General features: G+C 65.4%; 21 protein-coding genes and 4 tRNA genes. All 25 read left to right on the forward strand.

The genetic code is table 11. The annotated features are described in order from the left end of the window. The 25 genes from HF885_RS08085 to HF885_RS08205 all read left to right on the forward strand — a co-directional run bounded on the left by HF885_RS08085 (position 1) and on the right by HF885_RS08205 (position 25,082). Positions 1-744 carry a HisA/HisF-related TIM barrel protein gene (locus HF885_RS08085; protein WP_170104429.1) on the forward strand — a complete coding sequence of 248 codons (744 nt, stop codon included), beginning with the start codon at positions 1-3 and terminating at the stop codon, positions 742-744. Positions 745-758: 14 nt separating this feature from the next. Continuing rightward, positions 759-1,529, forward strand: a complete 771-nt coding sequence (gene hisF, locus HF885_RS08090; protein ID WP_170104430.1) for an imidazole glycerol phosphate synthase subunit HisF — start codon at positions 759-761, stop codon at positions 1,527-1,529. Between the two features lie 127 nt (positions 1,530-1,656). Beyond that, on the forward strand, positions 1,657-2,658 hold the full coding sequence (locus tag HF885_RS08095) for a lipid II:glycine glycyltransferase FemX (protein ID WP_170104431.1): 1,002 nt from the start codon (positions 1,657-1,659) through the stop codon (positions 2,656-2,658). A 9-nt stretch (positions 2,659-2,667) separates the two neighbouring features. Further along, on the forward strand, positions 2,668-3,081 hold the full coding sequence (gene hisI / locus HF885_RS08100; protein WP_170104432.1) for a phosphoribosyl-AMP cyclohydrolase: 414 nt from the start codon (positions 2,668-2,670) through the stop codon (positions 3,079-3,081). 7 nt (positions 3,082-3,088) lie between these two features. After that, the gene (gene murJ / locus HF885_RS08105; protein WP_170104433.1) at positions 3,089-4,882 is read left to right on the forward strand and encodes a murein biosynthesis integral membrane protein MurJ; all 1,794 of its coding nucleotides are present in this window, start codon (positions 3,089-3,091) and stop codon (positions 4,880-4,882) included. A 12-nt stretch (positions 4,883-4,894) separates the two neighbouring features. Beyond that, the gene (locus HF885_RS08110) at positions 4,895-6,139 is read left to right on the forward strand and encodes an ATP-grasp domain-containing protein (protein ID WP_170104434.1); all 1,245 of its coding nucleotides are present in this window, start codon (positions 4,895-4,897) and stop codon (positions 6,137-6,139) included. A 39-nt stretch (positions 6,140-6,178) separates the two neighbouring features. After that, positions 6,179-8,230 carry an excinuclease ABC subunit UvrC gene (uvrC, locus tag HF885_RS08115; RefSeq protein WP_170104456.1) on the forward strand — a complete coding sequence of 684 codons (2,052 nt, stop codon included), beginning with the start codon at positions 6,179-6,181 and terminating at the stop codon, positions 8,228-8,230. A 141-nt stretch (positions 8,231-8,371) separates the two neighbouring features. Continuing rightward, entirely contained in the window at positions 8,372-9,286 is a 915-nt protein-coding gene (gene rapZ / locus HF885_RS08120; protein WP_170104457.1) for an RNase adapter RapZ, read from the forward strand. Positions 9,287-9,311: 25 nt separating this feature from the next. Continuing rightward, complete coding sequence (gene whiA, locus HF885_RS08125; protein WP_170104435.1) at positions 9,312-10,256, forward strand: DNA-binding protein WhiA; 945 nt, start codon at positions 9,312-9,314, stop codon at positions 10,254-10,256. A gap of 240 nt (positions 10,257-10,496) precedes the next feature. Next, the gene (gene gap, locus HF885_RS08130) at positions 10,497-11,522 is read left to right on the forward strand and encodes a type I glyceraldehyde-3-phosphate dehydrogenase (RefSeq protein WP_090862606.1); all 1,026 of its coding nucleotides are present in this window, start codon (positions 10,497-10,499) and stop codon (positions 11,520-11,522) included. Positions 11,523-11,630: 108 nt separating this feature from the next. Beyond that, positions 11,631-12,830 carry a phosphoglycerate kinase gene (locus HF885_RS08135; RefSeq protein ID WP_170104436.1) on the forward strand — a complete coding sequence of 400 codons (1,200 nt, stop codon included), beginning with the start codon at positions 11,631-11,633 and terminating at the stop codon, positions 12,828-12,830. Beyond that, positions 12,823-13,587: a triose-phosphate isomerase gene (gene tpiA, locus HF885_RS08140; protein WP_170104437.1), complete on the forward strand. Its 765-nt coding sequence runs from the start codon at positions 12,823-12,825 to the stop codon at positions 13,585-13,587. Before HF885_RS08135 ends, tpiA begins: the two co-directional genes overlap by 8 nt. A gap of 142 nt (positions 13,588-13,729) precedes the next feature. Next, a complete protein-coding gene (gene secG / locus HF885_RS08145; protein ID WP_170104438.1) occupies positions 13,730-13,981 on the forward strand; it encodes a preprotein translocase subunit SecG in 252 nt (83 codons plus the stop codon). A gap of 490 nt (positions 13,982-14,471) precedes the next feature. Then, on the forward strand, positions 14,472-16,100 hold the full coding sequence (locus tag HF885_RS08150) for a peptide ABC transporter substrate-binding protein (protein WP_170104439.1): 1,629 nt from the start codon (positions 14,472-14,474) through the stop codon (positions 16,098-16,100). A 247-nt stretch (positions 16,101-16,347) separates the two neighbouring features. Then, the gene (locus HF885_RS08155; RefSeq protein ID WP_170104440.1) at positions 16,348-17,385 is read left to right on the forward strand and encodes an ABC transporter permease; all 1,038 of its coding nucleotides are present in this window, start codon (positions 16,348-16,350) and stop codon (positions 17,383-17,385) included. 45 nt (positions 17,386-17,430) lie between these two features. Next, entirely contained in the window at positions 17,431-18,336 is a 906-nt protein-coding gene (locus HF885_RS08160; RefSeq protein ID WP_328804359.1) for an ABC transporter permease, read from the forward strand. Positions 18,337-18,339: 3 nt separating this feature from the next. Then, the gene (locus tag HF885_RS08165; protein ID WP_170104442.1) at positions 18,340-19,446 is read left to right on the forward strand and encodes an ABC transporter ATP-binding protein; all 1,107 of its coding nucleotides are present in this window, start codon (positions 18,340-18,342) and stop codon (positions 19,444-19,446) included. Next, positions 19,446-20,486 carry an ABC transporter ATP-binding protein gene (locus tag HF885_RS08170; protein WP_170104443.1) on the forward strand — a complete coding sequence of 347 codons (1,041 nt, stop codon included), beginning with the start codon at positions 19,446-19,448 and terminating at the stop codon, positions 20,484-20,486. The genes HF885_RS08165 and HF885_RS08170 overlap by 1 nt, the downstream gene beginning before the upstream one ends. Before the next feature lie 127 nt (positions 20,487-20,613). After that, positions 20,614-20,704 (forward strand) — tRNA-Leu (locus HF885_RS08175). A gap of 155 nt (positions 20,705-20,859) precedes the next feature. Next, positions 20,860-21,282 (forward strand): amino acid-binding protein, encoded by a 423-nt coding sequence (locus HF885_RS08180; protein WP_170104444.1) that lies wholly within the window; start codon positions 20,860-20,862, stop codon positions 21,280-21,282. Positions 21,283-21,419: 137 nt separating this feature from the next. Then, positions 21,420-23,645: a SpoIIE family protein phosphatase gene (locus tag HF885_RS08185; RefSeq protein ID WP_170104445.1), complete on the forward strand. Its 2,226-nt coding sequence runs from the start codon at positions 21,420-21,422 to the stop codon at positions 23,643-23,645. A gap of 38 nt (positions 23,646-23,683) precedes the next feature. Next, the gene (locus HF885_RS08190; protein WP_235927375.1) at positions 23,684-24,403 is read left to right on the forward strand and encodes an anti-sigma factor antagonist; all 720 of its coding nucleotides are present in this window, start codon (positions 23,684-23,686) and stop codon (positions 24,401-24,403) included. 156 nt (positions 24,404-24,559) lie between these two features. Beyond that, a tRNA-Gly gene (locus tag HF885_RS08195) sits at positions 24,560-24,635 on the forward strand. Between the two features lie 40 nt (positions 24,636-24,675). Continuing rightward, a tRNA-Cys gene (locus HF885_RS08200) sits at positions 24,676-24,749 on the forward strand. A 257-nt stretch (positions 24,750-25,006) separates the two neighbouring features. After that, a tRNA-Gly gene (locus tag HF885_RS08205) sits at positions 25,007-25,082 on the forward strand. Position 25,083: the final 1 nt, after the last annotated feature.

The raw sequence follows: 25,083 nt of genomic DNA on the forward strand, positions 1-25,083 counted from the left end.
ATGATTCTCTTTCCTGCCATAGACCTCGTCGCGGGACAGGTCGTCCGCCTGCGGCGCGGCGACCGCTCGCAGATGGACGTGTACTCGACCGACCCGGTCGCGGTCGCGAGGGACTTTGCGGCCCGCGGGGCCAGATGGGTGCACGTCGTGGACCTCTCCTCGGCGTTCCGCGAGGACGCGGAGGCGGTCGAGAAGAACCACAGGGCCATCGCGGCGATCTGCTCCCTGGGCGTGATAGACGTCGACACGGGCGGCGGCGTTCGCGACATGGACGCCGTGCGCAGGCTGGTGGACGCTGGCGCGAAGCGCATAGCCATCGGCACGGCGCTCGTGCGCGACCCAGAGTTCGCGGAGGAGGCGGCGCGCCTGTTCCCCGAGCACGTGGTCGCGGACGTCGCGGCTCGCGACGGCGAGGTCCGCGTGGACGGTTGGCGCGACGGGGAGGGAATCGCCGCGGACACGCTCGTCGCCCACCTCGCGGACCTGGGATACAGGCACCTCGTCTTCACGGATATCTCGCGAGACGGCATGCAGACGGGGGTCGACGCGGACGCCTACAGGCACATCGCCAAGGTGGCGGGATTTCCCGTCGTCGCGTCGGGCGGCATCGCCACGCTGGATGACATTCGCTCCCTTGCGGCCCTTGGCCCCGGCGTGATAGAGGGCGCCATCACGGGTCGCGCCCTGTACGAGGGAAGCTTCACGCTCGAAGATGCGCTCGCCGCCGCTGGGCGTCGAGCCTGAGAGGAGATTCGCACATGCTTACCAAGCGCGTCATCCCATGCCTGGACGTGAAGGACGGCCGCGTCGTCAAGGGCGTCAACTTCGTGGGCCTGCGCGACGCGGGGGACCCGGTCGAGCTCGCGAGCACCTACGACCTGGAGGGTGCGGACGAGGTCGTGTTCCTGGACATCACGGCTACGTCGGACGACAGGTCAACCACCGTTGAGCTTGCGTCCCGCGCCGCCGAGCAGCTCCGCATACCGTACACGGTCGGCGGCGGCTTCCGCGACGTCGCGGGGATGAGGACGATGATCTCCGCCGGTGCGGACAAGGTTTCCGTAAACTCTGCCGCGGTGAGGGATCCGGGGCTCATCACGGCCGCGGCATCCGCGTTCGGGAGCCAGGCGGTCGTCGTGGCGATAGACGCCCGCCACGTCGAGGGCAAGGGCGACAAATGGGAGGTGTACACCGCCGGGGGCCGCAAGCCCACGGGAATCGACGCCGTCGCGTGGGCGGAGGAGGCCGCGCGTCGCGGTGCCGGAGAGATCCTCCTCACGAGCATGGACCGCGACGGGACCAAGGACGGGTTCGACATCCCCCTCACGCGCGCCGTGGCGCGTGCGGTGCCCATTCCCGTGATCGCGTCCGGAGGCGTCGGCAAGCTCGAGCACTTCGCCGAGGGCATCATCGACGGCGAGGCGGACGCCGTGCTGGCGGCGAGCGTGTTCCACTTCGGCACCTACACCATCCGTCAGGTGAAGGAGTACATGGCAAGCCAGGGCATCCCCGTGCGCCTGGACTTTTAGGCCCGACGCCCCGCTCGCATCGCACGGCATCACTTATGAAGCTACGGCGCATTTGCCGACCCGCCGCCTGCCGCATCTTAAAATGGCTTGATGCAATAAGTTTGGGCTGTAAGCGGCTGGAGAGTGCATGCAAGCTAAGGAACTCACGTTTGACCAGCTCGTAGCCGAGGCAGACCGCCTTGGCCTCGAGCTTCCCATTGAGCAGACCCCGGAGTGGGCCAGCTACGAGGAGACCGTCCCGGGCCGCACGTTCTGGGGCTGCGTCGCCATACAGGACGACGGGGGAGAAACGCTGGGCGTCGCGGCCTTCACCGACTACGAGACGCACGGCTACCACTACCTCCGCTCGCACCACGGGCCCGTCTGGACGCGCGAGCTGACGGAGGACGAGGAGCGCGAGGCCATGGTCGCCCTGCGCGAATTCGTGTCCGCGCGCGACCGCAAGGTCGTGTTCGTGCGCCTCGCCATCGAGCACGAGCTCGACGTGAGCCACCCCACGCTCTCTATGAAGCCGTACGACACGACCGTCGTGATCGACATCACGGGGTCCGACGAGGACATCCTCGCGCGCATGAAGGGCCGCGGACGGCGCGACGTGCGCAAGGCGCTGCGCGAGACGCCCGCCACCTACGCGGACGAGACCGAGCTCGCCGCGAAGTCCTTCTCGGAGTACTACGACGTCATGGTCGAGACCAGCGCGCGCGACGGCTTCGCCCCCGCCCCGATTGACGACTACGAGAACACGATCCGCTGCCTTGGTCCCGAGCACTGCCGCGTCTTCGCGGGCAGGGTGGACGGCCGCGTCATCACGTGGACCATGGCCACCATATCCGGCCGCCATGCCGTGCGCTACTACGGCGCCAGCCGCTCTGGCAAGGAGCGCGCGCTCGCGACGGACGGCCTCATCTTCTTCGAGTGCTGCACGCTCGGCAAGATGGGCTGCGTCGACTACGACCAGATGGGCATAGGCTCGGAGGAGTTCCCCGACCTCATGACCCTCAACACCTTCAAGACCAAGTTCAGCAAGGAGGTCAGGCACGTCTCGCCCGACCGCGACCTGCCCGTCAGGGCCACGTTCTACAAGTCGCTCCTCGCTGGCAAGAAGATACTCGACAAGGTTCGCGGCTAGGGAGGCTCCATGTCCGCATCGCAGGAAGGCAACTGCCAGCACACGTACGCAGGCGAGAAGAGCGTGCTCGTACCGCTCGGCGACGTCGCCGTGCACTTCGACGAGCGCGGCCTCATACCCGCCGTCGTGCAGCAGCACGACACGGGCGAGGTCCTCATGGTCGCGTGGATGAGCGAGGAGTCGCTTGCCCTCACGCTGAAGACCGCAACGACGTGGTTCTGGTCGCGCAGTCGCCAGGAGCTGTGGAACAAGGGCGCGACCAGCGGAAACGTGCAGCAGGTGAAGCGGGTGCTCGTCGACTGCGACGCGGACACCCTGCTCGTCGAGGTTGACTCGCCGGGACCCGCCTGCCACACGGGTCACAGGAGCTGCTTCTTCCGCGAGCTCGCCCCCGCAAGGGACGCGGCAGAGTCCGATAGGTAGGTCCCGCATGGCTAAGCACCTACGCACCAGCCAGGGCGACCCGCACGTGAGCGTGGACGGCCTCGCGGAGCCCGCCCGCCACATGCGTGGGGGCTCCGCTGCCGTCACGACGCGACTCGAGCGCATCTCCGCCGCGGACCCGGTGGTTGCGGCGGACTCCGTCGTGACCGTGGGGGATTCGGACGAGCCTGCCGCCGCGACCACGGAGGACGAGGCCGCGACGCAGGCCGCCGTCGGGCGCAGCGCCGCGCTCATGAGCGTGCTCGTGATCATCAGCCGCATAACGGGCTTCTTCCGCACGTGGGGCCAGGCGTACGCGCTGGGCGTCACGGCGCTCGCGAGCTGCTACACCGTGGCCAACAACCTGCCGAACCAGCTGTACGAGCTCGTCATGGGCGGCATGATCATGACGGCGTTCCTGCCGGTGTACATGTCCGTCAAGAAGCGGCTCGGCAGGCGCGGCGCGGACGAGTACGCGTCGAACCTCATATCGATCGTCACGGTCATCCTGCTTGCGGTCACGGTGTTGTCGTGGATATTCGCGGGCTTCATCATCTGGACGCAGTCCTTCTCGGCAAATGCCGACTTCGACGCGGACCTCTCCGCGTACCTGTTCAGGTTCTTCGTGGTCGAGGTCGTGCTGTACGCGCTCGACTCCCTGATTTCCGGCGTGCTGAACGCGGAGCGCGACTACCTGTGGTCCAACGCGGCGCCCATCTTCAACAACATCGTGTGCACGGCGTCGTTTCTTATCTACGCGCTGCTCGTGCCCTCCAACAAGTCGCTCGCCGTGCTCGCGCTCGCCATCGGCAACCCGCTGGGCGTGCTCGTGCAGGTGCTGGTGCAGCTGCCCTCCATCAGGCGGCACGACATCCACCTGCACTTCCACATAGACCTGCATGACCCCGCCCTGAAGGAGACGCTCTCCATCGGCGTGCCCACGCTCGTGCTCACCGTGGTGTCGTTCCCGACGGTCGCCGTGCAGACGTCCTCCGCGCTGCAGATAACGGCGGCCGGCGCCTCCATCGCGTACTACGCGCGCCTGTGGTACATGCTCCCGTACTCCGTGTTCGCCATCCCCATCACCATCGCGCTGTTCACGGAGCTTTCCGACTACGTGGCCGGCGGCGACATGGAGTCGTTCAAGAGCGCCGTGCGCTTTGGCACGGAGCGCATCGTGTTCATGCTGGTGCCGTTCGCCATGTTCCTCGTGGTGTTCGCGCCCGGCCTCATCACGATCCTCGCGGCCGGCAAGTTCGACTCCGCAGGCCTGAAGGACACGATCTTGTACCTCAGCTGGCTCGCCACGGCGCTGCCGTTCTATGGCATCAGCACGTACCTGCAGAAGATCTGCTCTTCGCTGCGCAAGATGATCTTCCTGACCATCGCGTCCATCGTGGCCGCGGTGGTGCAGATCGCGTTCTGCTTCGCGTTCACGGGCGTGCTGGGGCTTGCGGGCGTGGCCTTCTCGTCCACGCTGTTCTTCATCGCGATCGACGTGGTGTGCTACCTCAATCTGCGCCGCACGCTCGGCCCGCTCGGGCTTCGCTCCATGCTCGCGTCGTTCGTGCGCTCCGTCGTCTTTGGGCTTGCGGGCTCGGCCGTGGCCGTGGTCCTTCTCGCCCTGCTGAACCGCGTCATGGGCCCGTGGCTTGGCTCCATGTCGCGCAGCGTCCTGTATTGCGTCGTCGCGGGCGTGCCCGCCGTGCTCGTGACGTATGGCCTCGCCGTCGCGCTGAAGGCGCCGGAGGCCGCCGCCGTCAACACCATCCTTGCGCGCTTTGGGCGCAAGCGTAAGTAGCTGGAGGATCCTATGCAGACTGGCGTAAAGGCAACCCGCAACGACATCGTCCCCGTCGTCATCGGCGGCGACATCGGCGCGTACGCGCTCTGCCGCGAGTTCCACCAGGCGTTTGGCGTGTGCGCCATCGCGCTCAACACCGGATTCATCGGCGCGATCGAGCACTCGCGCATCGTGGAGCCGCGCACCGTGGCGAGCCTCACGCCAAAGGACGTGGTGCCCGCGGTGAGCTCCATCGCGCAGGAAAACGCCGGCAGGCGCGTGCTCCTGGTGGGCAACACCGACCAGCTCATCGAGCTGCTGGAGGACATCGCGCCCCGGCTTCCCGAAAACGTGACGTGCCTGTGCCCGCCGCGCGACGCGTTCGAGGCCGTGTGCGACAAGGCCACGTTCTCGCGGCTCTGCCGCGAGCACGGGCTGGACGTGCCGGCCATGGACGTCGTGCACCTGGCGGGGACGGACGCCATCGCGCCCACGCGGATAGGCTTCCCCGTGGTGGCGAAGCCGGCGGTTTCGGCCGACTACTACCACCTCATCGTGCAGGGCTTCAAGAAGGTCTACTACATGACGGAGCAGTCGCAGCTCGACGCGCTGTGGGCGGAGCTCCGCGCCGCGGGCTTCGCGGGCGACTTCCTGGTGCAGGAGCTCATTGGCGGCGACGACACGTACATGGACTCGCTCACCATCTACATCGGCCGCGACGGGCGCCCGCTCATGCTCGGCGGCGCGCAGGTGCTGCTTGAGGATCACGCGCCCGCGATGCTGGGCAACCCCGTCGCCATGATCACGCGCCAGAACCCCGAGCAGTGGCAGAGGGCCGCCGCGATGCTTTCGGACGCGGGGTACCGCGGCTTTGCGAACTTCGACATCAAGCGCGACCCCAAGACCGGCCGCGAGCTGTTTCTGGACTGCAACCCCAGGATCGGCCGCAACTCGTTCTACAACCTCGCCGGCGGCGTGAACCCCATGGAGGTCGCGGTGCTGGACCTTGTGGACGGGAAGGGAGAAGAGCCGCGCGTCGTGGCCGACACCATCCTGTACACGCTGGTCCCCATATCGCTTCTGCGTCGCTACGTGCGCGACGAGGCGCTGCTTGCCGAGGTGAACTCCCTCGTGGCGGCCGGCAAGGTGTTCGACCCGCAGCGCTACGACGCGGACTGGGGCCTGCGCCGCCGCCTGGACGTCGAGCTTACCGAGAAGAACCAGATCCGCAAGTTCGCGAGGTACTATCCCGAGCCCACGGACACCTCGTTCTAGCGGGGCGCGCCCATGTCTGTGAAGGACCCCGCGCCGCACATGCCCGACCTTGGGGGAGCGTCCCCGCGCCCCGAGGCGCTGGGGCTTCCCTCCATAGCGGAGCAGGTGAGCCAGGTGCCCACGAGCCCGGGATGCTACCTGTGGAAGGACGGCAAAGGCGAGGTCATCTACGTCGGTAAGGCCAAGAACCTGCGCAGCCGCATGTTCCAGTACGTCAACCTGACGGACGACCGCGCGAAGATCCCCCTCATGATGCAGGTGGTGCGCAGCTTTGACTACGTGGTAGTGGGCTCGGAGCACGAGGCGCTCGTGCTGGAGCGCAACCTCATCGAGCAGTACCACCCGTACTTCAACGTCGACTTCAAGGACGACAAGAGCTACCCGTACATCGCGATCACGGAGTCGGACGCGTTTCCGGCCATCAAGTACACGCGCGAGCGCCACCGCAAGGGCACGCGCTACTTTGGCCCGTACACCGACGCCCGTGCCGCGCGCGAGACCATAGACACGCTGCGCAAGGCGGTGCCCATCTGCATATCCACGTGCGCGGAGTGGAAGCGCTGCCGCCGCTACCTGCAGAGCCACCCGGACGATGTGGCCGTGGCAAACATGGTGCTCGCGAAGCGCGGCCGCCCGTGCTTCGACTACCACGTGGGGCGCGGCCCCGGCGTGTGCTGCGGCGCCATCGACACGGTGGAGTACGCCTCGCACGTGCGGCAGGTCGAGAACTTCCTCGCGGGCCGGCGCAGCCAGATCGTGGAGGAGCTGGAAGGCCAGATGCGCGAGGCCGCCGCGAACCTGGAGTTCGAGCGCGCCGGCCGCCTGAAGCACCGCCTGGAGGTCATAAACGGCCTGGACGACCGCCAGCAGGTGACGTTCCCCTCCAGCGTGAGCCTGGACCTGATTGGGTTCTTCCGCGAGGAGACCATCAGCTGCGCCTGCGTGTTCGTGGTGCGGGAGGGGCGCACCATCCGCACGAGCGAGTTCGTCCTGAACAAGGGGATGGACGTGGACGAGGTGGAGCTTGAGGCCGGCTTCCTGAAGCGCTACTACGACGAGACCTCGGACATCCCCGCGGAGGTGGACCTCGCCGTCGACCTGCCGGACGCGGAGCTTCTGGGCGAGTGGCTCACGCAGAAGCGCGGGCGCGTCTGCCGCATACACCGCCCCCAGCGGGGCGAGAAGAGCCGCCTTCTGGACATGGCGGCCAAGAACGCCCATCACGCCCTCAACCGGTACATGGTGAGGACGGGATACGCGGACGACCGCACGAACCAGGCCCTTCTCCAGCTGGAGAGCGCCCTTGCCCTGGACGCGCCGCCCATGCGCATAGAGTGCTTCGACATATCGACGCTGCACGGCGCGTTCACGGTGGCGTCCATGGTCGTGTTCACGAACGGCCGGCCGGACAAGTCCCAGTACCGTCGCTTCAAGATCCGCGCGGACCTGGACGAGGCGAACGACTTCGTGAGCATGCAGGAGGTCCTGGGCCGCCGCTACAGCCCGGAGCGCATGGCGGACGCGCGCTTTGCGGCCGCCGCGCCGGACCTCTTGGTGGTCGACGGCGGCAAGCCGCAGCTCACGGCCGCGATGACGCAGCTTGAGGAGCTGGGGCTCGACATCCCGGTCTGCGGTCTCGCGAAGTCGGACGAGGAGGTCTTCGTCCCGTGGGACGACACGCCGGTGGTACTGCCGTCCGGGTCCGCGTCGCTCTACCTCATCAAGCAGGTGCGCGACGAGTCCCACCGCTTCGCGATCACGTTCCACCGCGAGCTGCGCACCAAAGCGCAGTCCGTGTCGATCCTGGACGAGGTCGAGGGCGTCGGGCCAAAGCGCCGCCGCGCCATCATGCGCCACTTCGGTTCCATGAAGCGCCTGCGCGTGGCCTCGGTCGAGGACATCGCCGCCGTGAAGGGCGTGCCGGAGTCTGTCGCGCGCGACATATGGCAGACGCTCCGCGCGTGGGAGGACGACGCGGCGCGCACGCAGGACGCGGGCAAGGCGCCGGGCCCGGGTGCGGCACGGGACGCCGGCAACGCGCCGGACGCGGGCAACGCGCCCGCCGTGCACGATGTCCAGTCTGAGGGGTAAGCTCTTGGTAGCGGTGCCGCCCAGGTGCCGCATACGGGCGAGAAGCGCCTGCGGCCATGGCCGCGCGCCCTTCTCGCCGGCAGACGGCGCGCCGGCCGGCGCGCGGGGAGGGGTCGTAACGTGACGGATAGCTCGCAGAGCATGAGGCAGGCCGCGCGGCTGGACCGCGTGCCCGACATCGTGGTCATCACCGGCATGTCCGGATCGGGCCGCACGCAGGCGATGCACGTGTTCGAGGACATGGGGTACTACTGCATCGATAACCTGCCGCCGCGGCTGATATTGGACATCGCGAACGTCGTGGGCATCAACTCCGGCGTCGGCAGGCACCTGGCGGTCACGTGCGACCTGCGCAGCCAGGGGCTGTTCGACGAGATGTTCGACGCGCTGCGCCAGCTGGGGGAGCACGAGCTCACCGTGAAGCTGCTGTTTCTGGACTGCTCGGACGAGGTGCTCATTCGCCGCTACAAGGAGACGCGCCGCCGCCACCCCATAGCGCTGCCCGGCGAGTCGCTGGAGAGCGCCATCGGCCGCGAGCGCGAGCAGCTCTCCGTGGTGCGCGACCGCGCCGACCTGGTGATCGACACGTCGCGCATGCGCCCCGCCACGCTGCGCAGCAGGATCCGCCGCGCGTTCTCGGAGCTGACGGACCAGCAGCTGCTGGACGTGAGCGTGTACTCGTTCGGCTTCAAGCACGGCATGCCGGTGGAGGCGGACCTCATGATCGACGTGCGCTTCCTGCCGAACCCGTTCTACGACCCCACCATGCGCACCCTCACGGGAAACGACGACCCGGTGCGCGAGTTCGTGCTGGGAAACGACGTCACGAAGCGCTTCCTCGCCGCATGGGAGGGCCTGCTCGACGTGGTGATGCCGGGCTACATCGCCGAGGGCAAGGCCCAGCTGTCCATCGCCATCGGCTGCACCGGAGGCCAGCACCGCAGCGTCGTGATCGCAAACACCACGGCAAACTACCTGCAGAGGCAGGGCTACCACGTTACGCTGTCGCACAGGGACCTCGCGCTGGCCGAGAAGGGCGCGGCGCCGCGCCCGTAGCCGCGCCACGGGGGATGGGAAAGAGATGTCGTTTACCGCGCAGGTCAAGGACGAGCTGTCGCGCGTGGAGGGGGAGTGCCCCCGCTGCGCGTACGCCCAGCTGTCCGCCATAACCCGCGTGTGCGGGACGCTGTCGTTTCGAGGCAGCGGACGCTACTCCATACGCGTCGCGACGGAGACCGGCGCCGTGGCACGCACGATGATCAAGCTCACGCACGAGCTGTTCGAGCTCGAGACGCCGCTCACCGTGCGCCACTCCAACCTGCACAAGACCAGAAACTACCTGATAGAGATCCCGGAGCAGGACGAGCTCGAGGACGACCTGGTGCAGCTGGGAATCCTGGAGCGGGGCCACGGCCTCACCTCCGGCGTGCCCGCGCGCCTTGTGGAGCGCGACTGCTGCAAGCGGGCGTACGTGCGCGGCGCGTTCATGGCGGGAGGCTTCATAGCGGACCCGCGCGGTGACTTCCACCTGGAGATAGCGGTGACGGGCGAGGAGTTCGCGCGTCAGCTCATGGGCATCATGGCGGACCTGGGAGTCGAGGCGCGCCTGAACAGGCGCCGGGGGAGCTACGCCATCTACCTCAAGAGCTTCGACGAGATAGAGACGCTCCTGAGCGCCATGGGCGCCACGCGCACCGCGCAGGCGATAAACAACGTGCGGCGCGTGAAGTCGCTGAAGAACGACGTGAACCGGCGCGTGAACGCCGAGATCGCGAACCAGGCCCGCTCGACGGGCGCCGCGGCGGAGCAGCTGGAGCTCATCGCGCGGGCCGAGCGGCTGATAGGGCTGCGGGCGCTTCCGCCCGCGCTGAGGGAGTTCTGCCTGCTCAGGAAGGAGAACCCGGAGGTGTCGCTCGCCGCACTGGGCAAGAGGTGCAACCCCGTCTCCTCGAAGTCGGCCATGTATCATCGGGTGCTTCGTCTGCAACGTCTGGTAGAGGAGGCCGAGGGTACGGATGACCAATAATCAGGAGTCATTCGCCCCGGCCGAGGTCGCCCGCTCTTCTCGCCCATCTGGGCTTTTGGTGCCGTTCGCCGAAAAAATGCCCACAAATACATGGACAACCCAGTTTGTTACCGACATTTTTCGCCGATGAGTGTCTTTGCGAATTTGTTACGGACGAAAGTGGGTAAAATGCAAGGCAGTGCAAGTTCTTGCTGGTCGGCTCGGGGAAGGGCCTCGGGCGGCCTCGCGAAAGGAGTAAGCATGGCAGTTAAGGTTGCAATCAACGGCTTTGGCCGCATCGGTCGTCTGGCCTTCCGTCAGATGTTCGGTCACGAGGGCTCCGAGATCGTCGCAATCAACGACCTCACCTCCCCGGAGATGCTCGCATACCTGCTGAAGTATGACTCTACGCAGGGCAACTACTCTCGCGACCACGAGGTTACCGCCGGTGAGGACTCCATTACCGTCGACGGCAAGACCATTAAGATTTACAAGGAGGCTGACGCCAACAACCTGCCTTGGGGCGAGCTCGGCGTCGACGTCGTCCTCGAGTGCACCGGCTTCTACACCTCCAAGGCCAAGTCTCAGGCTCACCTGAACGCTGGCGCCAAGAAGGTCGTCATCTCCGCTCCCGCGGGCAACGACCTCAAGACCATCGTCTACAACGTCAACCACGAGACGCTGACCGCTGACGACGACATCATCTCCGCCGCCTCCTGCACCACCAACTGCCTCGCCCCGATGGCCAAGGGCCTGAACGACTTCGCGCCGATCGTCTCCGGCATCATGACGACCATTCACGCCTACACCGGCGACCAGATGATTCTTGACGGCCCGCAGCGCAAGGGCAACTTCCGTCGCAGCCGTGCCGGCGCGGAGAACATCGTCCCGAACACCACCGGTGCCGCCAAGGCTATCGGCCTGGTTCTCCCCGAGCTCAACGGCAAGCTCATCGGTGCCGCCCAGCGCGTCCCGACGCCGACCGGATCGCTCACCAACCTCTACGCCGTCGTCGACAAGGAGGTCACCGTCGAGGGCGTCAACGCCGCGATGAAGGCCTACTCCGAGAAGATCCCCGAGACCTTCGGTTACAACGAGGACCAGATCGTCTCTCGCGACATCGTCGGCATGACCTATGGCTCGCTGTTCGACGCCACCCAGACCATGGTCAACCCGCTTGGCAACGGCCAGAGCCTCGTCCAGGTCACCTCTTGGTACGACAACGAGAACTCCTTCACCTCCCAGATGGTCCGCACCATCAAGTACTTCGAGAAGTTCGTCGCCTAGTGACGCGCTCGCTCTAGGTAATCAAAGGGGTGCGGTCGCAGGTCCAAGGGCCGCGGCCGCGCCCCTTTTGTCTTGCAGGCAGTCCAAATTCGTAAGGAGTGTGCAAGTATGGCCTTTACCAAGAAGACCGTCCGCGACGTCGACGTCGACGGCAAGCGCATCATCATGCGCGTTGACTTCAACGTCCCCCTGAAGGACGGCGTCGTCACCGATGACACCCGCATCAAGGCGGCCATTCCCACCATCAAGTACCTCAAGGAGCACAACGCAGGCATCGTGCTCATGAGCCACCTCGGTCGTCCCAAGGGCGACGGTCCCGAGCCCGAGCTCTCCCTGAAGCCTGCCGCCGAGAAGCTGGCCGAGCTCACCGGCTACGACGTCAAGTTCGTGGACGACACCTATGGCGAGAAGGCCGAGAAGGCCGTTGCCGCCGTCAAGCCCGGCGACATCCTCGTCCTCGAGAACGTCCGCTTCGACAAGCGCGAGAAGAAGAACGACCCGGAGATCGCGAAGAAGCTCGCGTCCTACGGTGACATCTTCGTCCTCGACGCCTTCGGCACCGCGCACCGTGCGCAGGGCTCCGTCGTCGGCCCGGCCGCCTACATCCCGGCCGTTGCGGGCTTCCTGCTCGAGAAGGAGGTCGACACCCTGACCTCGATCTTCGCCGACCCCGAGCGCCCGTTCGTCGCAATCGTCGGTGGCTCCAAGGTCTCCAGCAAGATCGGCGTTCTCGACCACCTGATCGACTCCGCCGACACCCTGATCATCGGCGGCGGCATGGCGTACACCTTCTTCCTGGCCAAGGGCTACACGGTCGGCACCTCCCTCAAGGAGGAGGACTGGGTCGAGCGCGCCGGCGAGATGCTGAAGAAGGCAGAGGAGAAGGGCGTCAAGATCCTGCTCCCCGTCGACAACGTCGTCGCAGACCACTTCGGCGAGGATGCCGAGGGCGAGGTCGTCGACTCCGACAAGATTCCCGACGACCGCATGGGCATGGACATCGGCCCCAAGACCCGCGAGCTCTACGCCGAGGCCATCAAGGGCGCGAAGACCGTCTTCTGGAACGGCCCCATGGGCGTGTTCGAGATGGACCAGTTCGCCGTTGGTACCAAGGCCGTCGCCGAGGCAGTTGCCGAGGTGAAGAGCAATGGCGGCACCTCCATCATCGGTGGTGGAGACTCCGTCGCGGCAATCAACAAGTTCGACCTTGCCGACAAGATGAGCTGGATCTCCACCGGTGGTGGCGCTTCCATGGAGCTCGTCGAGGGCAAGGCCCTTCCTGGAGTGGAGGCGCTTCTCGATGCGTAACCGTATGATCGCAGGCAACTGGAAGATGAACGAGACCTACACCGAGGGCGTCGTCCTCGCGCAGGGTCTTGCGAAGGAGCTCGCTGACGGCACCGGCGACGTCGACGTCGTCGTCTGCCCGCCCGCCGTCGACCTCAAGGGCGTCGCCGAGGTCATCGAGCAGGAGAACGCCCCCTTCGCGCTCGGCGCCCAGAACGTCTACTGGGAGGAGTCCGGCGCCTACACCGGCGAGACCGCTCCGAACATGCTGACGAACATCGGCGCAACGTACTGCATCATCGGTCACTCCGAGCGCCGCGGCTACTTCGGCGAGACCGACGAGGACATCAACAAGAAGGCCAAGGCCCTGATGGCTCACGACATCGTTCCCATCAGCTGCTGCGGCGAGCCCCTCGAGGTCCGCGAGGCCGGCAAGCACGTCGAGTTCGTCGTCGACCAGATCAAGAAGGACACCGAGGGCCTCGAGATCGCCGACCCCTCGAAGTACGTCGTCGCCTACGAGCCCATCTGGGCCATCGGCACCGGCAAGACCGCCACTGCCGACGACGCTCAGGAGGTCTGCGGCGCCATCCGCAAGACCCTCGCCGACATCTTCGGCAAGGAGACCGCCGACGGCATCCGCGTCCTCTACGGCGGCTCTGCGAAGCCCAACAACGTCGCTGGCTTCCTCGAGAAGGAGGACGTCGACGGTGCCCTCGTGGGTGGCGCGTCCCTCAAGGCGGATTCCTTCGCCGCCATGGTGAAGGCTGCCATGTAGCCTTCGCTCTGCGAAGAAGCAGGGGAGAAGAGCAAGTCACGGGGCCATAGCTCCAACGCCTGTGTTATTCTCTTCTGTCGTGTGAAGCAAGTTAGGCTGGCGTCGCACATGCGATGCCAGCCTTTTTCTAAAGGAGAACCACGTGGGCGCACTCAATGTATTCCTTCTGATCGTTCTTGCCGTGTCTGCCGTGCTTACGATCATCCTCATCCTCATGCACTCGGGCAAGGGCACGGGCGTCTCGGACATGATCGCGTCGTCCATGTACAACTCTGCCGCCGGCTCGGGCATCTGGGAGAAGAACCTCGATCGCCTGACGGTCATCACCGCCATCGTCTTTGGCGTCACCATCTGCATCCTTGCGCTCACCTTCCCTGTCGGGACTATCGGCTAGGATTCAGAGCATCTCAAAGAGCAGGGGGCGTCCGCTTGTGCGGGCGCCCCCTTTAGTTATGCGGCTGCGCTGCCTAGGTCTAGGTAACGCGATGCCCATGTACGCCATGCCACTTTCACGCGAGCTCTTCTCGTGCGATGCGCTTGCGACAGGCGATTCCTCTGTGAAAGACGGGGTACGCGCACACGGTAAACGATGTGTTTCTCAACCATCGGAGACTTGTTTCCTACCGTTTCTAATATTTCACACATGTAAACTTTGCCCGTCGCTAATCATTTGAAATCCAGCTGTTCGATTTGGAAAACAGCAGCGTACGGCCATGATTAGGTCAATATTTCCTTTGTCATGATAAGACCGGCCAGATATTATCGTTTGCATTGGCATGCATATTGAACGAAAATCAAAAAAGTCGGATAGGGGTCTTCGACCCACGCCGGCAAGGGCGGCCAGGCGTTGCCACTGGTCGTGAAGTCGGAAATAGGAGGATAGTATGGCAGACAAGCTCATGATGGGCCGTCGCTCCTTCGTGAAGGGCGGCCTGGCCGCAAGCGCACTCACTGCGCTCGCAGCCTGTGGCAAGAAGAGCGATTCCGGTGCGTCCGGTTCGAACGACGGCAGCATGAAGTTCTACATCAACGACCCCGTCGCTATCGACCCCTACAACACCCAGGAGTCCGAGGGCACGCAGGTCGAGCACATCCTCTTCGACTCGCTTTGCGACTATGACTGGGACAAGGAGGAGGTCGTTCCGAAGGCCGCCGAGTCCTGGGAGGTCAACGACGACGCCACTGAGTTCACCTTCCACCTGGTGAAGGGCGCGAAGTTCCACAACGGCGACAAGGTCACCGCGGCGGACTTCAAGCGCGGCTGGGAGCGCATCTGCGACCCCAAGATGCCGACTCCGTCCGAGATCAACTACCACCTCGCTCCGGTCGTCGGCTACGACGAGATGCAGAAGGGTACCGCCAAGGAGCTCTCTGGCGTCACCTGCCCCGATGACAACACCCTCGTCGTGAAGCTGAGCGCCCCGATGGCAGACTTCCCGTACATCTGCTGCCACCCCGCTCTTGCCCCGGTCCCCAAGGCCGCGACTGATGACCCCAAGAAGTTCCTGACCAAGCCCATCGGCAACGGCCCCTTCATGATGGTCGGCAAGTGGGAGTCTGGCCAGTACATCAACGTCAAGCGCTTTGAGGACTACTATGGCAAGAAGCCTTCGCTGAAGAAGATCTACTTCTCCATCCAGAAGGACCCGCAGACCGCCTTCAACGAGTTCGAGGCGGGCAACATGGACTTCACGTCCATTCCGACCGGCCGCATCAAGGACACGCAAAAGAAGTACGGCAAGTCCAAGGACGGCTATACCTGCACCCCTAAGCACCAGGTCATCACCGGTGCCGAGACGTCGATCTACTACCTGACGCTCAACCTGAACGACGAGACCATGAAGGACCTGAACGTCCGCAAGGCCATGTCGCTCGCCATTGACCGTCAGAAGATCATCGACAAGCTGTTCGAGGGCACCCGTAAGCCTGCAACGAGCTTCGTGCCGCCCATCATCGACGACAACGAGAAGGACCTCTGGGAGTTCTCGAAGTACGACAAGGATGCCGCGAAGAAGATCGTCGACGAGAACAACCTCGCCGGCAAGGAGATCACCCTCTCCTACAACTCCGGTGGTGGCCACGAGGACATCATGTCCGTCATCCAGGACAACCTGGAGGCCGTCGGCTTCAAGGTGAAGCAGTCCTCCATGGAGTGGGCAAGCTATCTGACCGCGCTTTCTGGCGGCAAGTATCAGGTCGGTCGTCTGGGCTGGATCGCAGACTATCCCACCATGGACAACTTCATCTACCCCAACTTCTACAGCACCGCTGACAACAACTACGCCAAGTACGTCAACACCGACGTGGACAAGGCTATTGATGCCGCGCGCCAGGTCACGGACGACGACGAGCGTAGGGAGAAGTACCGCGAGATCAACCAGATGATCGCCAAGGACCTTCCGGTCATCCCCATCATGTTCTACTCGCACAACCACGTCGCATCCGACAAGCTTGCGAGCTTCTACTATGACCCGCAGGGCAAGGCGGACTTCGCGAACGCAAAGCTTGCGTAGCAGGGCGTCGGCCTAATGTCGTAGTTCCTTAGACCTTTTTGCGTGGGGCATCGGAGACCCGGTGTCCCACGCTACTCTTTTCGAAACGCGTTTTTGCAGCAATATGGCCATTTGAATAACGCATGCCCACATTGGAATTTCAAGAATTGTCACTTGGCTATACTGACTATTGTTTGGATCTTGTCGGAAGGGGTTGCACCGAGGGATTCAATGCGCATCTGTTGGACAAAACAAGGGGATTCCTAGTATGGGAAAATACATTCTCAAACGAGTTCTCCAGTTCATACCCGTGTTCCTGGGTGTGACGCTCATTCTCTTTGCGTTGGAGAACATCGTGCCAGGCGATCCGGTCAAGCTCATGGCGGGTGAGAAGAAGCTCGATCCCCAGACCGAGCTCAACCTTCGCGTCACGTACCACCTCGTCGAGACCGACGCCAACGGCAAGCCAATCCGCGACAGCAAGGGCAACACGGTGCCCACGCCGCTGTGGAAGCGCTACGGCCTGTACGTCAACGGTCTTCTCCACGGAGACCTCGGCACGTCGTACCAGCGCAAGGGCCAGTCCGTCGCCTCCATCCTTGCGGCGAAGTACCCGTACACCATCAGGCTCTCGATAGTGGCCATCATCATAGAGACCGTCGTGGGCATTGGCGCGGGCATGGTCTCCGCACTGAAGAGATACTCGTTCTGGGACATCCTCGTGACGCTCGTAACGTCGATCATGGTGGCGATGCCCGCGTTCTGGCTCGGCATGCTGTTGCAGCTGTTCTTCGGAATCTTCCTGAAGGACTCTACGGGCGGAGGGTTCTACCTGCCGATCTCCGGTGCGGGCGGCCCCGCGGCCGAGTTCGATGACTGGGTGTACTACATCCTCCCCGCCATCACGCTCGCGGCCGTCTCCACGGCGTACACCGCGCGCATCATGCGCTCGCAGCTGCTCGAGGTCATGAACCAGGACTACATCAGGACCGCCCGCGCAAAGGGCCTCTCCCGCAGGGACGTCATCTGGCACCACGCGCTCAAGAACGCCCTCATCCCCGTCGTCACCTACATCGGCATCGACTTCGGCGGCATGATGGCGGGCGCCATCCTCACCGAGACGGTCTTCAACTGGCCTGGCGTCGGCTTCGAGACCTACCGCGCCATCACGCAGCGCGACTGGCCCATCGTCATGGGATCCGTGACGGTCATCGTCGTGGTCGTCATGGTCATCAACCTCATCGTCGACATCTCGTACGCGTTCCTTGATCCTCGCATCAGGTACGGCGCCGGGAAGAACGAGTAGGGGGTGAGCGAAGTGGCAAAGGACAACAAGAAGGACGAGAAGGTCGTGGAGGCGCAGGCTGAGGCCTCCGGCCAGAACGAGGGGGATGCGTCCGCCCCCACCAGGACCCTGTGGGGTGACGCGTGGAAGCGCCTCCGCAGGAACAAGCTCGCCATCATCGCGGTCGTGTGGATCATCTTCATGGTCATCCTCGCGCTGAGCGCGGACCTTTGGGTGCCGCAGACGCTCGGCAAGCCGAACGCCCAGCTGTTCGACGTGCGCATGCCCATGAGTGCCAGGCACCCGTTCGGCACGGACCAGCTCGGGCGAGACGTGCTCTCCCGTGTCATTTACGGCGCGCGCATCTCGCTCGCTGTCGGCGTGCTCGCGACGGCGATCTCGACGGCCATCGGCCTCGTGATGGGCGCCATCGCGGCCTACTACGGCGGCATCTGGGACACGATCATCATGCGTCTCGCAGACATCTTCCTCGCGTTCCCGTATACGCTGTTCGTCATCGCGATGCTCGCCGTCATCGGCCCCGGCATCCAGAACGTGTTCATCGCCATCGGCATTCTCGGCTGGCCGTCCATCGCCCGCGTGTTCCGCTCCGCGATTCTCACCGTCAAGGAGAACGACTATGTTGACGCCGCGCGCTCCATGGGCGCGTCGGACCTCCGCATCATCGCGCGCCACATCTTCCCGAACTCCGTCGCGTCGATCGTCGTCTACGCGACCATGAACATCGGCGGCGCCATCCTCACCGAGTCGGCTCTTTCCTACCTGGGCATGGGCGTCGTTCCGCCCGATCCCTCCTGGGGAAGCCTCATCCAGTCTGGCCAGACCTACCTGAGCACTGAGCCGTGGCTCATGATCATGCCGGGCCTCGCCATCCTCACTACGGTGCTCGCCTTCACGCTCCTTGGTGACGGCCTGCGCGACGCACTCGATGTCAAGATGAAGGACGCATAAGACATGGCACGAAAGAAGAAGCAGGACAACTGGGTGGAGCTCGAGAGCCAGCCCGTTCCGGGGGGCTCGCACCTCCTCGAGGTCGACGACCTCAAGATGTACTTCCATACGCAGGACGGCGTCGTCAAGGCAGTCGACGGCGTGTCCTACACCCTCGACCGCGGCGAGACCCTCGGCGTCGTCGGCGAGTCCGGCTCGGGCAAGTCGGTTACCTCGCTCACCATCATGGGCCTCATCGACATGCCGCCGGGAAGGATCGAGGGCGGCGACGTCCGCTACCGCGGCAAGTCGCTGCTCAAGATGTCCGAGGCCGAGATGCAGCACATCCGCGGCAACGACATCGCCATGATCTTCCAGGACCCGATGACGTCGCTGAACCCGGTCTACACCATCGGCCGCCAGCTGAGCGAGGGCATGCGCCTGCACCTCGGCTACAGCAAGGACCAGGCCATGAAGCGCTCCATCGAGCTCCTCTCCATGGTCGGCATCCCCAACGCGGAGCAGCGCGTGAAGGACTACCCGCACGAGTTCTCCGGCGGCATGCGACAGCGCGTCATGATTGCCATGGCGCTCGCGTGCGACCCCGACATCCTGATCGCCGACGAGCCGACCACGGCCCTCGACGTCACGATCCAGGCGCAGATCATCGAGCTGATGCAGCAGATGCAGGAGAAGAACGGCAACGCCATCATCATGATCACCCATGACCTCGGCGTCGTCGCGGACGTGGCCGACAAGATCATGGTCATGTACGCCGGCTCCCCAGTGGAGTTCGGCACCGCCGAGGAGATCTTCTACGGCTCTATGCACCCGTACACCTGGGGTCTCATCCGCTCGATCCCCAAGCAGATCGAGGACAAGAAGCAGCCCCTCACGCCGATCAAGGGCAACCCGCCCTCGCTCGTGAACGCCCCGAAGGGCTGTCCCTTCTCGCCCAGGTGCCCCTACGCAAAGGACATCTGCCACCAGAAGAAGCCCGAGCCCTTCTACACGAGCACGGGCCACTACACCAAGTGCCACTTCGCCAACGACCCCGAGTTCGTCAAGGCCAACGCGCCCGAGACCTCCCGCTCCGCGGCTGCGAGGGCATCGAAGGGAGGCGAGGCGTAATGGCAGACGAGAAGAACAGCGAGCCTCTGCTGCGCGTCGAGCACCTCACGAAGGAGTTCCCGGTCGAGTCCGGCGTTTTCGGACGCCGTGCCGGTGCGAAGAGGGTGCACGCCGTCGAGGACATCTCGTTCGACATCTACCCGGGCGAGACCTTCGGCCTCGTCGGCGAGTCCGGCTGCGGCAAGTCCACGACCGGCCGCACCATCATGCGTCTGAACAACCCCACCTCCGGCAGGGTCATCTTCGACGGCAAGGACGTCGCGAAGATGAAGAAGAGGGAGCTCAAGGAGATGCGCCGCAACATGCAGTACATCTTCCAGGACCCCTATGCCTCGCTCAACCCGCGCATGACCATCGGCGAGATCGTCTCGGAGCCGCTTGTCATCCACAACGTGATGCCCAACGCGAAGGAGCGCATGGACTACGTGCGGAGCCTTTTGGACATCGTCGGGCTGAACCCGGAGCACATCAACCGCTACCCGCACGAGTTCTCGGGCGGGCAGCGCCAGCGCGTCGGCATCGCCCGCGCGTTCGCCCTGCGTCCCAAGCTCATCATCTGCGACGAGCCCGTCTCCGCGCTCGACGTCTCCATTCAGGCCCAGGTGCTGAACCTCCTTTCCGACCTGCAGAAGCAGTTCGGGACTGCGTACCTCTTCATCGCGCACGACCTCTCCGTCGTGCAGCACATCAGCGACCGCGTGGCCGTCATGTACCTCGGCCACCTCATGGAGTACTCGGACTGGAAGTCGCTCTACGACGAGCCGTACCACCCGTACTCGCAGTCGCTGCTCTCCGCGGTGCCCATCCCGGACCCGGACGTCCAGCACAGCCGCAAGCGCATCATCCTGAAGGGCGATCCCCCCTCGCCGATCGACCCGCCTTCGGGCTGTCCGTTCCACACCCGCTGCCCGATCGCGAAGGACGTGTGCTCCAAGGAAGTTCCGAAGCTGCGTGAGGTCGCGAGCGGACACTTCTGCGCGTGCCACTTCGCGGAGCCGCACCCCATCAAGGGTTCCGCGGTCGACCTGGGCACGGAGTAGGGCAGTCGCATCGCGTGCGGCGGTCGCGTGCGGGGAGCCGTCCCGCCAGGGTGCGGCAAAAGTTTTTGGAAATAGTTGTTGCACCAAAAGAATCGGCCGTGCTAATATAGCTCTCGCACAAACTCACGTCGGAGTGGCGGAATTGGCAGACGCGCTAGCTTGAGGTGCTAGTGACTGACTAAAAGGTCGTGCGGGTTCAAGTCCCGCCTCCGACACCACGTGAACAAGGGTCCCCATCGGTTCTGGCCGGTGGGGACTTTCCTTTAGCATGCGCCTACCGAAGGAAACTCCCAGGCAAACAACCCGAAACGCATGGCTCCTAGCATGGGGGCAAAAGCCGGCGGATGCCGGCAGACGCGATAGGGGGCGCCCCATGATCAAGCAGGTGACCGTCTTCCTTCCCAACAGACCCGGGACGCTCGAGCAGATGAGCCAGACGCTCGGCGAGGCGAACATCCAGGTGATGGGCCTCATGGTGGCGGACTCGAGCGACTTCAGCTGTGTCCGCCTCATCTGCGACCGACCCTTGAGGGCGGCGGGCCTCCTGGGCGAGAAGGGTTTCCATGCGGAGCTGACGAACGTCGTGGCGACGGAGGTCCCCGACGTGCCCGGAGGCCTTGCGACGGTGCTGCACCGCTTCGTGAGCGCGGACCTCAACGTGGCGTACGCCTACTGCTGCAGCTTTGGCGGGCGCGTCGTCGACATCGTGTGCGTGCAGGGCGAGCCCGTCAACATCAAGCTGGCCCAGGTGGGCTTCACGGGCCTCACGGCGCAGGAGCTGGGTATCGCGGACTAGGCCCCTCCTCGGGCCAAGGCACCCGTGGCGGGCCGGGCCGCCTGCGCACGTTCGCTTACAAACGTCGCCCCGTCGGGGCGCCGCTCTGGGTATGCTAAGGACGTTGGCGTCCGCAGGCGGCGATTCGGGGGAGCGCGATGGCAGGCACGGGCCTTGGTTTCAGACGGGTCGAGGGCATAGGCGAAAGGAGCGTCTCTGGCACGCTTGCGGGGCTCCTCTCGCTCACGAGCGACGCCGTGCTGGCGTTCGACGGCTTCGGGCGCATCCTCATGTCGAACGAGGCGGCGGAGCGCCTGTTCGGCCGCCAGGACCTCGTGGGCTCGGATGTGCGCGCGCTGTTTCCGCCGGCCGCCGGCGTGGTCCCGGAAGACGCCTTCGACGCGCGCGCCCTGCCCTTCTCGACGGACGGAAGCACGTCGTCGCTCGTGGTGGTGGGCGCCGCGGGCGCGGAGACGGGCATATCCGTGCGCTGCGACCGCGTGAGCGCGCCCGGTGAGACGTACCTCCTGGTGGCGTACGAGGACGACTCGCGCCAGGCGGAGGAGCGCGAGCACGACCGGCTGGTGCAGGAGCTCTCGCGCGCGAACCACCGGCTGTCCGGCACGCTGAGCATCGTGCTCGAGACGCTGGACTCGCGCGACGTGCAGACGCTGTTCAGCCGCGTGCTGGAGGAGATCACGGACACGATGGACGCGACGGGCACCGTGTTCTACGTGGCGGAGTCGGACGGCTACCACCTGCGCGGGACCAGCAGCTCGCTCGGCGAGGCGCGCGTGCCCAGGTTCATGTCGTTCGGGCGCACGATCGAGCGGCTCGCATCGCAGGCGGGCCACGCGCTCAGGCTTCGCGTGATGGCGCCGGAGGGTGCGGACCTCAGGCGCGGTCGGCTGACGCGGCGTAACGTGGTGAACGAGGAGACGCGCGAGATCTATCACGTGATGTCGTCCGTGCTGCCCCCGTTCGCGAGCTTCATCGCGGTGCCCGTCTGGTTTGGCCGCCACCTGCTGGCGCTGATCGAGGTGGGCTGGGACCACGTGCACCCCATGCGCCGCGAGGACTCCGAGCTGCTGGACGCCGTGGCGCAGTACCTGTCCGTGCAGCTGGCGGGCGCGTTCTCGGCGATGCGCGCCCAGCGCGAGGCCGACCTGCGCGAGGCGGCCTCCGGCATCCGCGAGTCCATGATGAGCGCGGGCTCGGTGGACGAGAAGAGCGTGGCCGATGCGCTGGAGGCGGCCTCGGGGGTGCTGGACGCGTCGTGCGTGCGGCTGGCAGAGGACGAGGACGAGCCCGGGCACATGCGCGCGACGCTTCCGGACGGCCGTACGTGCAGCCTGGCGGCGGACCTGGGCGTCGCGGAGGGCGACCAGGCGGGAAACGAGGTTGTGGTGCAGCCGGTGCGCGAGGGATCCGCGCTGGCGTCCGCGCTGGTGCGGGAGGGCGAGCCGGCCGTGGGCGCCCTGGTGGACGCCGGCATGGTGGACGGCACGCGCTGCTTCTGCCTGGTGCTGCGCGAGGCGGACGCGGAACCCCTGGACGACCTCGAGCTGAAGTTTCTGGAGCGCGTGGCGACGGACGCGTCCGGCCTTGCGCATGGCGACGAGGTGCGCCGCCAGGACAAGCACATCGCGCAGGCGCTCCAGACCGGCATGCGCAACGAGCTGCAGCACGTGCCCGGCATATCCGCAGACGGCATCTACTCGTCCGCGACGCAGGCGGCCGTTATAGGCGGCGACTTTTACGACCTGATACGCCTTCCCAACGACCGCGCCTGCGTGATCATGGGTGACGTGTCCGGCAAGGGGGTGGAGGCCGCCTCGGTGAGCGCCGCCGTCAAGACGGCGCTCGGCGCGTACAGCTGGCAGGGCCTTGCCCCGGCGCACATGGTGAGGCTCTTGAACGAGTTCCTCCTGGGCTTTTCTCGGCTCGAGACGTTCGCGACGCTGTTTGTGGGCATGGTGGACCTGCGTGGCGGCAGGCTCACGTACTGCAGCGCCGGGCATCCGCCCGCGTTTCTGGTGCGGGCGTCCACGGGCGCGATCGAGGCGCTGGACGTGCAGTCGGGCGTGGTGGGCGCGTTCCACGAGATGACGTACCGCAACGGGCGCGTGAGCCTGGGCGCGGGGGACGTGCTGCTGCTGTACACGGACGGAACCACGGAGGCCCGCGCAACGGATGGCGCGTTCTTTGGCGAGGACGGCCTGCGCGACGCCGTGATGCGCGAGGCGCCGCGCGGCTTCGACGGGCTGCTGGGCCGGCTCCTGGACGCGCTGGACCGCTTTACGAGCCGCCACCTGGAGGACGACGTCGCCATGGTGGCGCTGCGCTTTGACCAAGTTGGCAAACGGCAGCAGCCGCGTGCTTAGCCGCGCCCGCGATGGGGAACAAGCAGGGTATGGATACCATGCCCAACATAGCTCTGGTGCCCGTGGAGGGCGACCTGGACGTGACGACCGTGCCGCGCGTGCGGGACACGGTGGACTCTCTCATCGCGTCCGGCTGCCGCAGGGTCATCCTTAACATGGCGGGCGTGCAGTACGTGGACTCCGCGGGCATGGCGCTGCTGTTTAGGGAGATTCGCAGCATGCGGCAGGCGGGGGGCCTGCTTTCGCTCATCAACGTGGGCGACCGCGTGCTGCGCACGCTGAGGATAGCGCGGTTGGTGGACTTCGCGCCGATATCCGGCACGAACGCCCGGCCGGAGGTGCCTGAGCTCGACCCCACCGTCATGCCCACGTGGCGGACGGCGCTTCGCGTGAACGCCGCGGACCTGCAGGAGACGCGTGGCAAGGTGGAGGCCCTGCTGAGGCGGATGCCCTTCTCGGATGACCAGGTGTTCGACATCACGCTGGCCATAGGCGAGGCCATGGGCAACGCGATCGACCACACGGACGGACGCGACGCCTTGGTCACGGTGTCCGCCTATCCGGACCGCGCAGTGATCGACGTGACGGACCGCGGCTGCGGCATAAGCGTGCGGCGCGGGCAGCTTCCGGCACAGGAGCGCCCGAACGAGGAGCGCGGCCGCGGCATCAAGCTGATGCGGCTCCTGGCGGACTCCGTCACCATTCGCAAGCGCTCCGGCGGGTGTGGCACGCTGGTGCGCATCGTGAAGCTGGTGTAGGGCGGCGCCGGAGCCCGATATGCGCAACGCATCTTGGTCCCAAAAATCTTGCGTCCTGTACCTGCGGTTTTGCGTCCGCCGCGGGGTTCTTGCAAACAAATTTGAAATTCACGCTTGCATCGGACGGCCGCGTCACGTATATTATTCCTCGCGTTCGCGGGCTTAGCGCAGTTGGTAGCGCGCCACCTTGCCAAGGTGGAGGTCGCGGGTTCGATCCCCGTAGCCCGCTCCATGCATTCATCGGAGCCGGTTCACATCGGCTCTTTTCATATGGCGAGATGGCCAAGTGGTAAGGCAGAGGCCTGCAAAGCCTTTATCCCCGGTTCGAATCCGGGTCTCGCCTCCAACGAACTTCAAGGGCACCCTACGGGGTGCCCTTTTGCTAGCGTTACGCGTTTGGGTGCTCGCGGGCGCGTGGGCGAGAAGGACGGGCATGCCGGCCGACGGTGCCGGCGGTGCAGACAGTGCCTGCGGCGCACAAACGGCGTCGCGCGTGACCTCGCCCCGCCTCGTCCCAAACGTGGAGAAGCTGTGTGCGCGGGCATTGGCAAAAACTCTCTCTTGCGCGGGGTGGGGGAGTCGCGTATATTAATCCCTGCGCTTGCGGGCTTAGCGCAGTTGGTAGCGCGCCACCTTGCCAAGGTGGAGGTCGCGGGTTCGATCCCCGTAGCCCGCTCCAT

Origin of the sequence: Parafannyhessea umbonata (assembly GCF_012844235.1) — a bacterium.
GTDB lineage: Bacteria > Actinomycetota > Coriobacteriia > Coriobacteriales > Atopobiaceae > Parafannyhessea.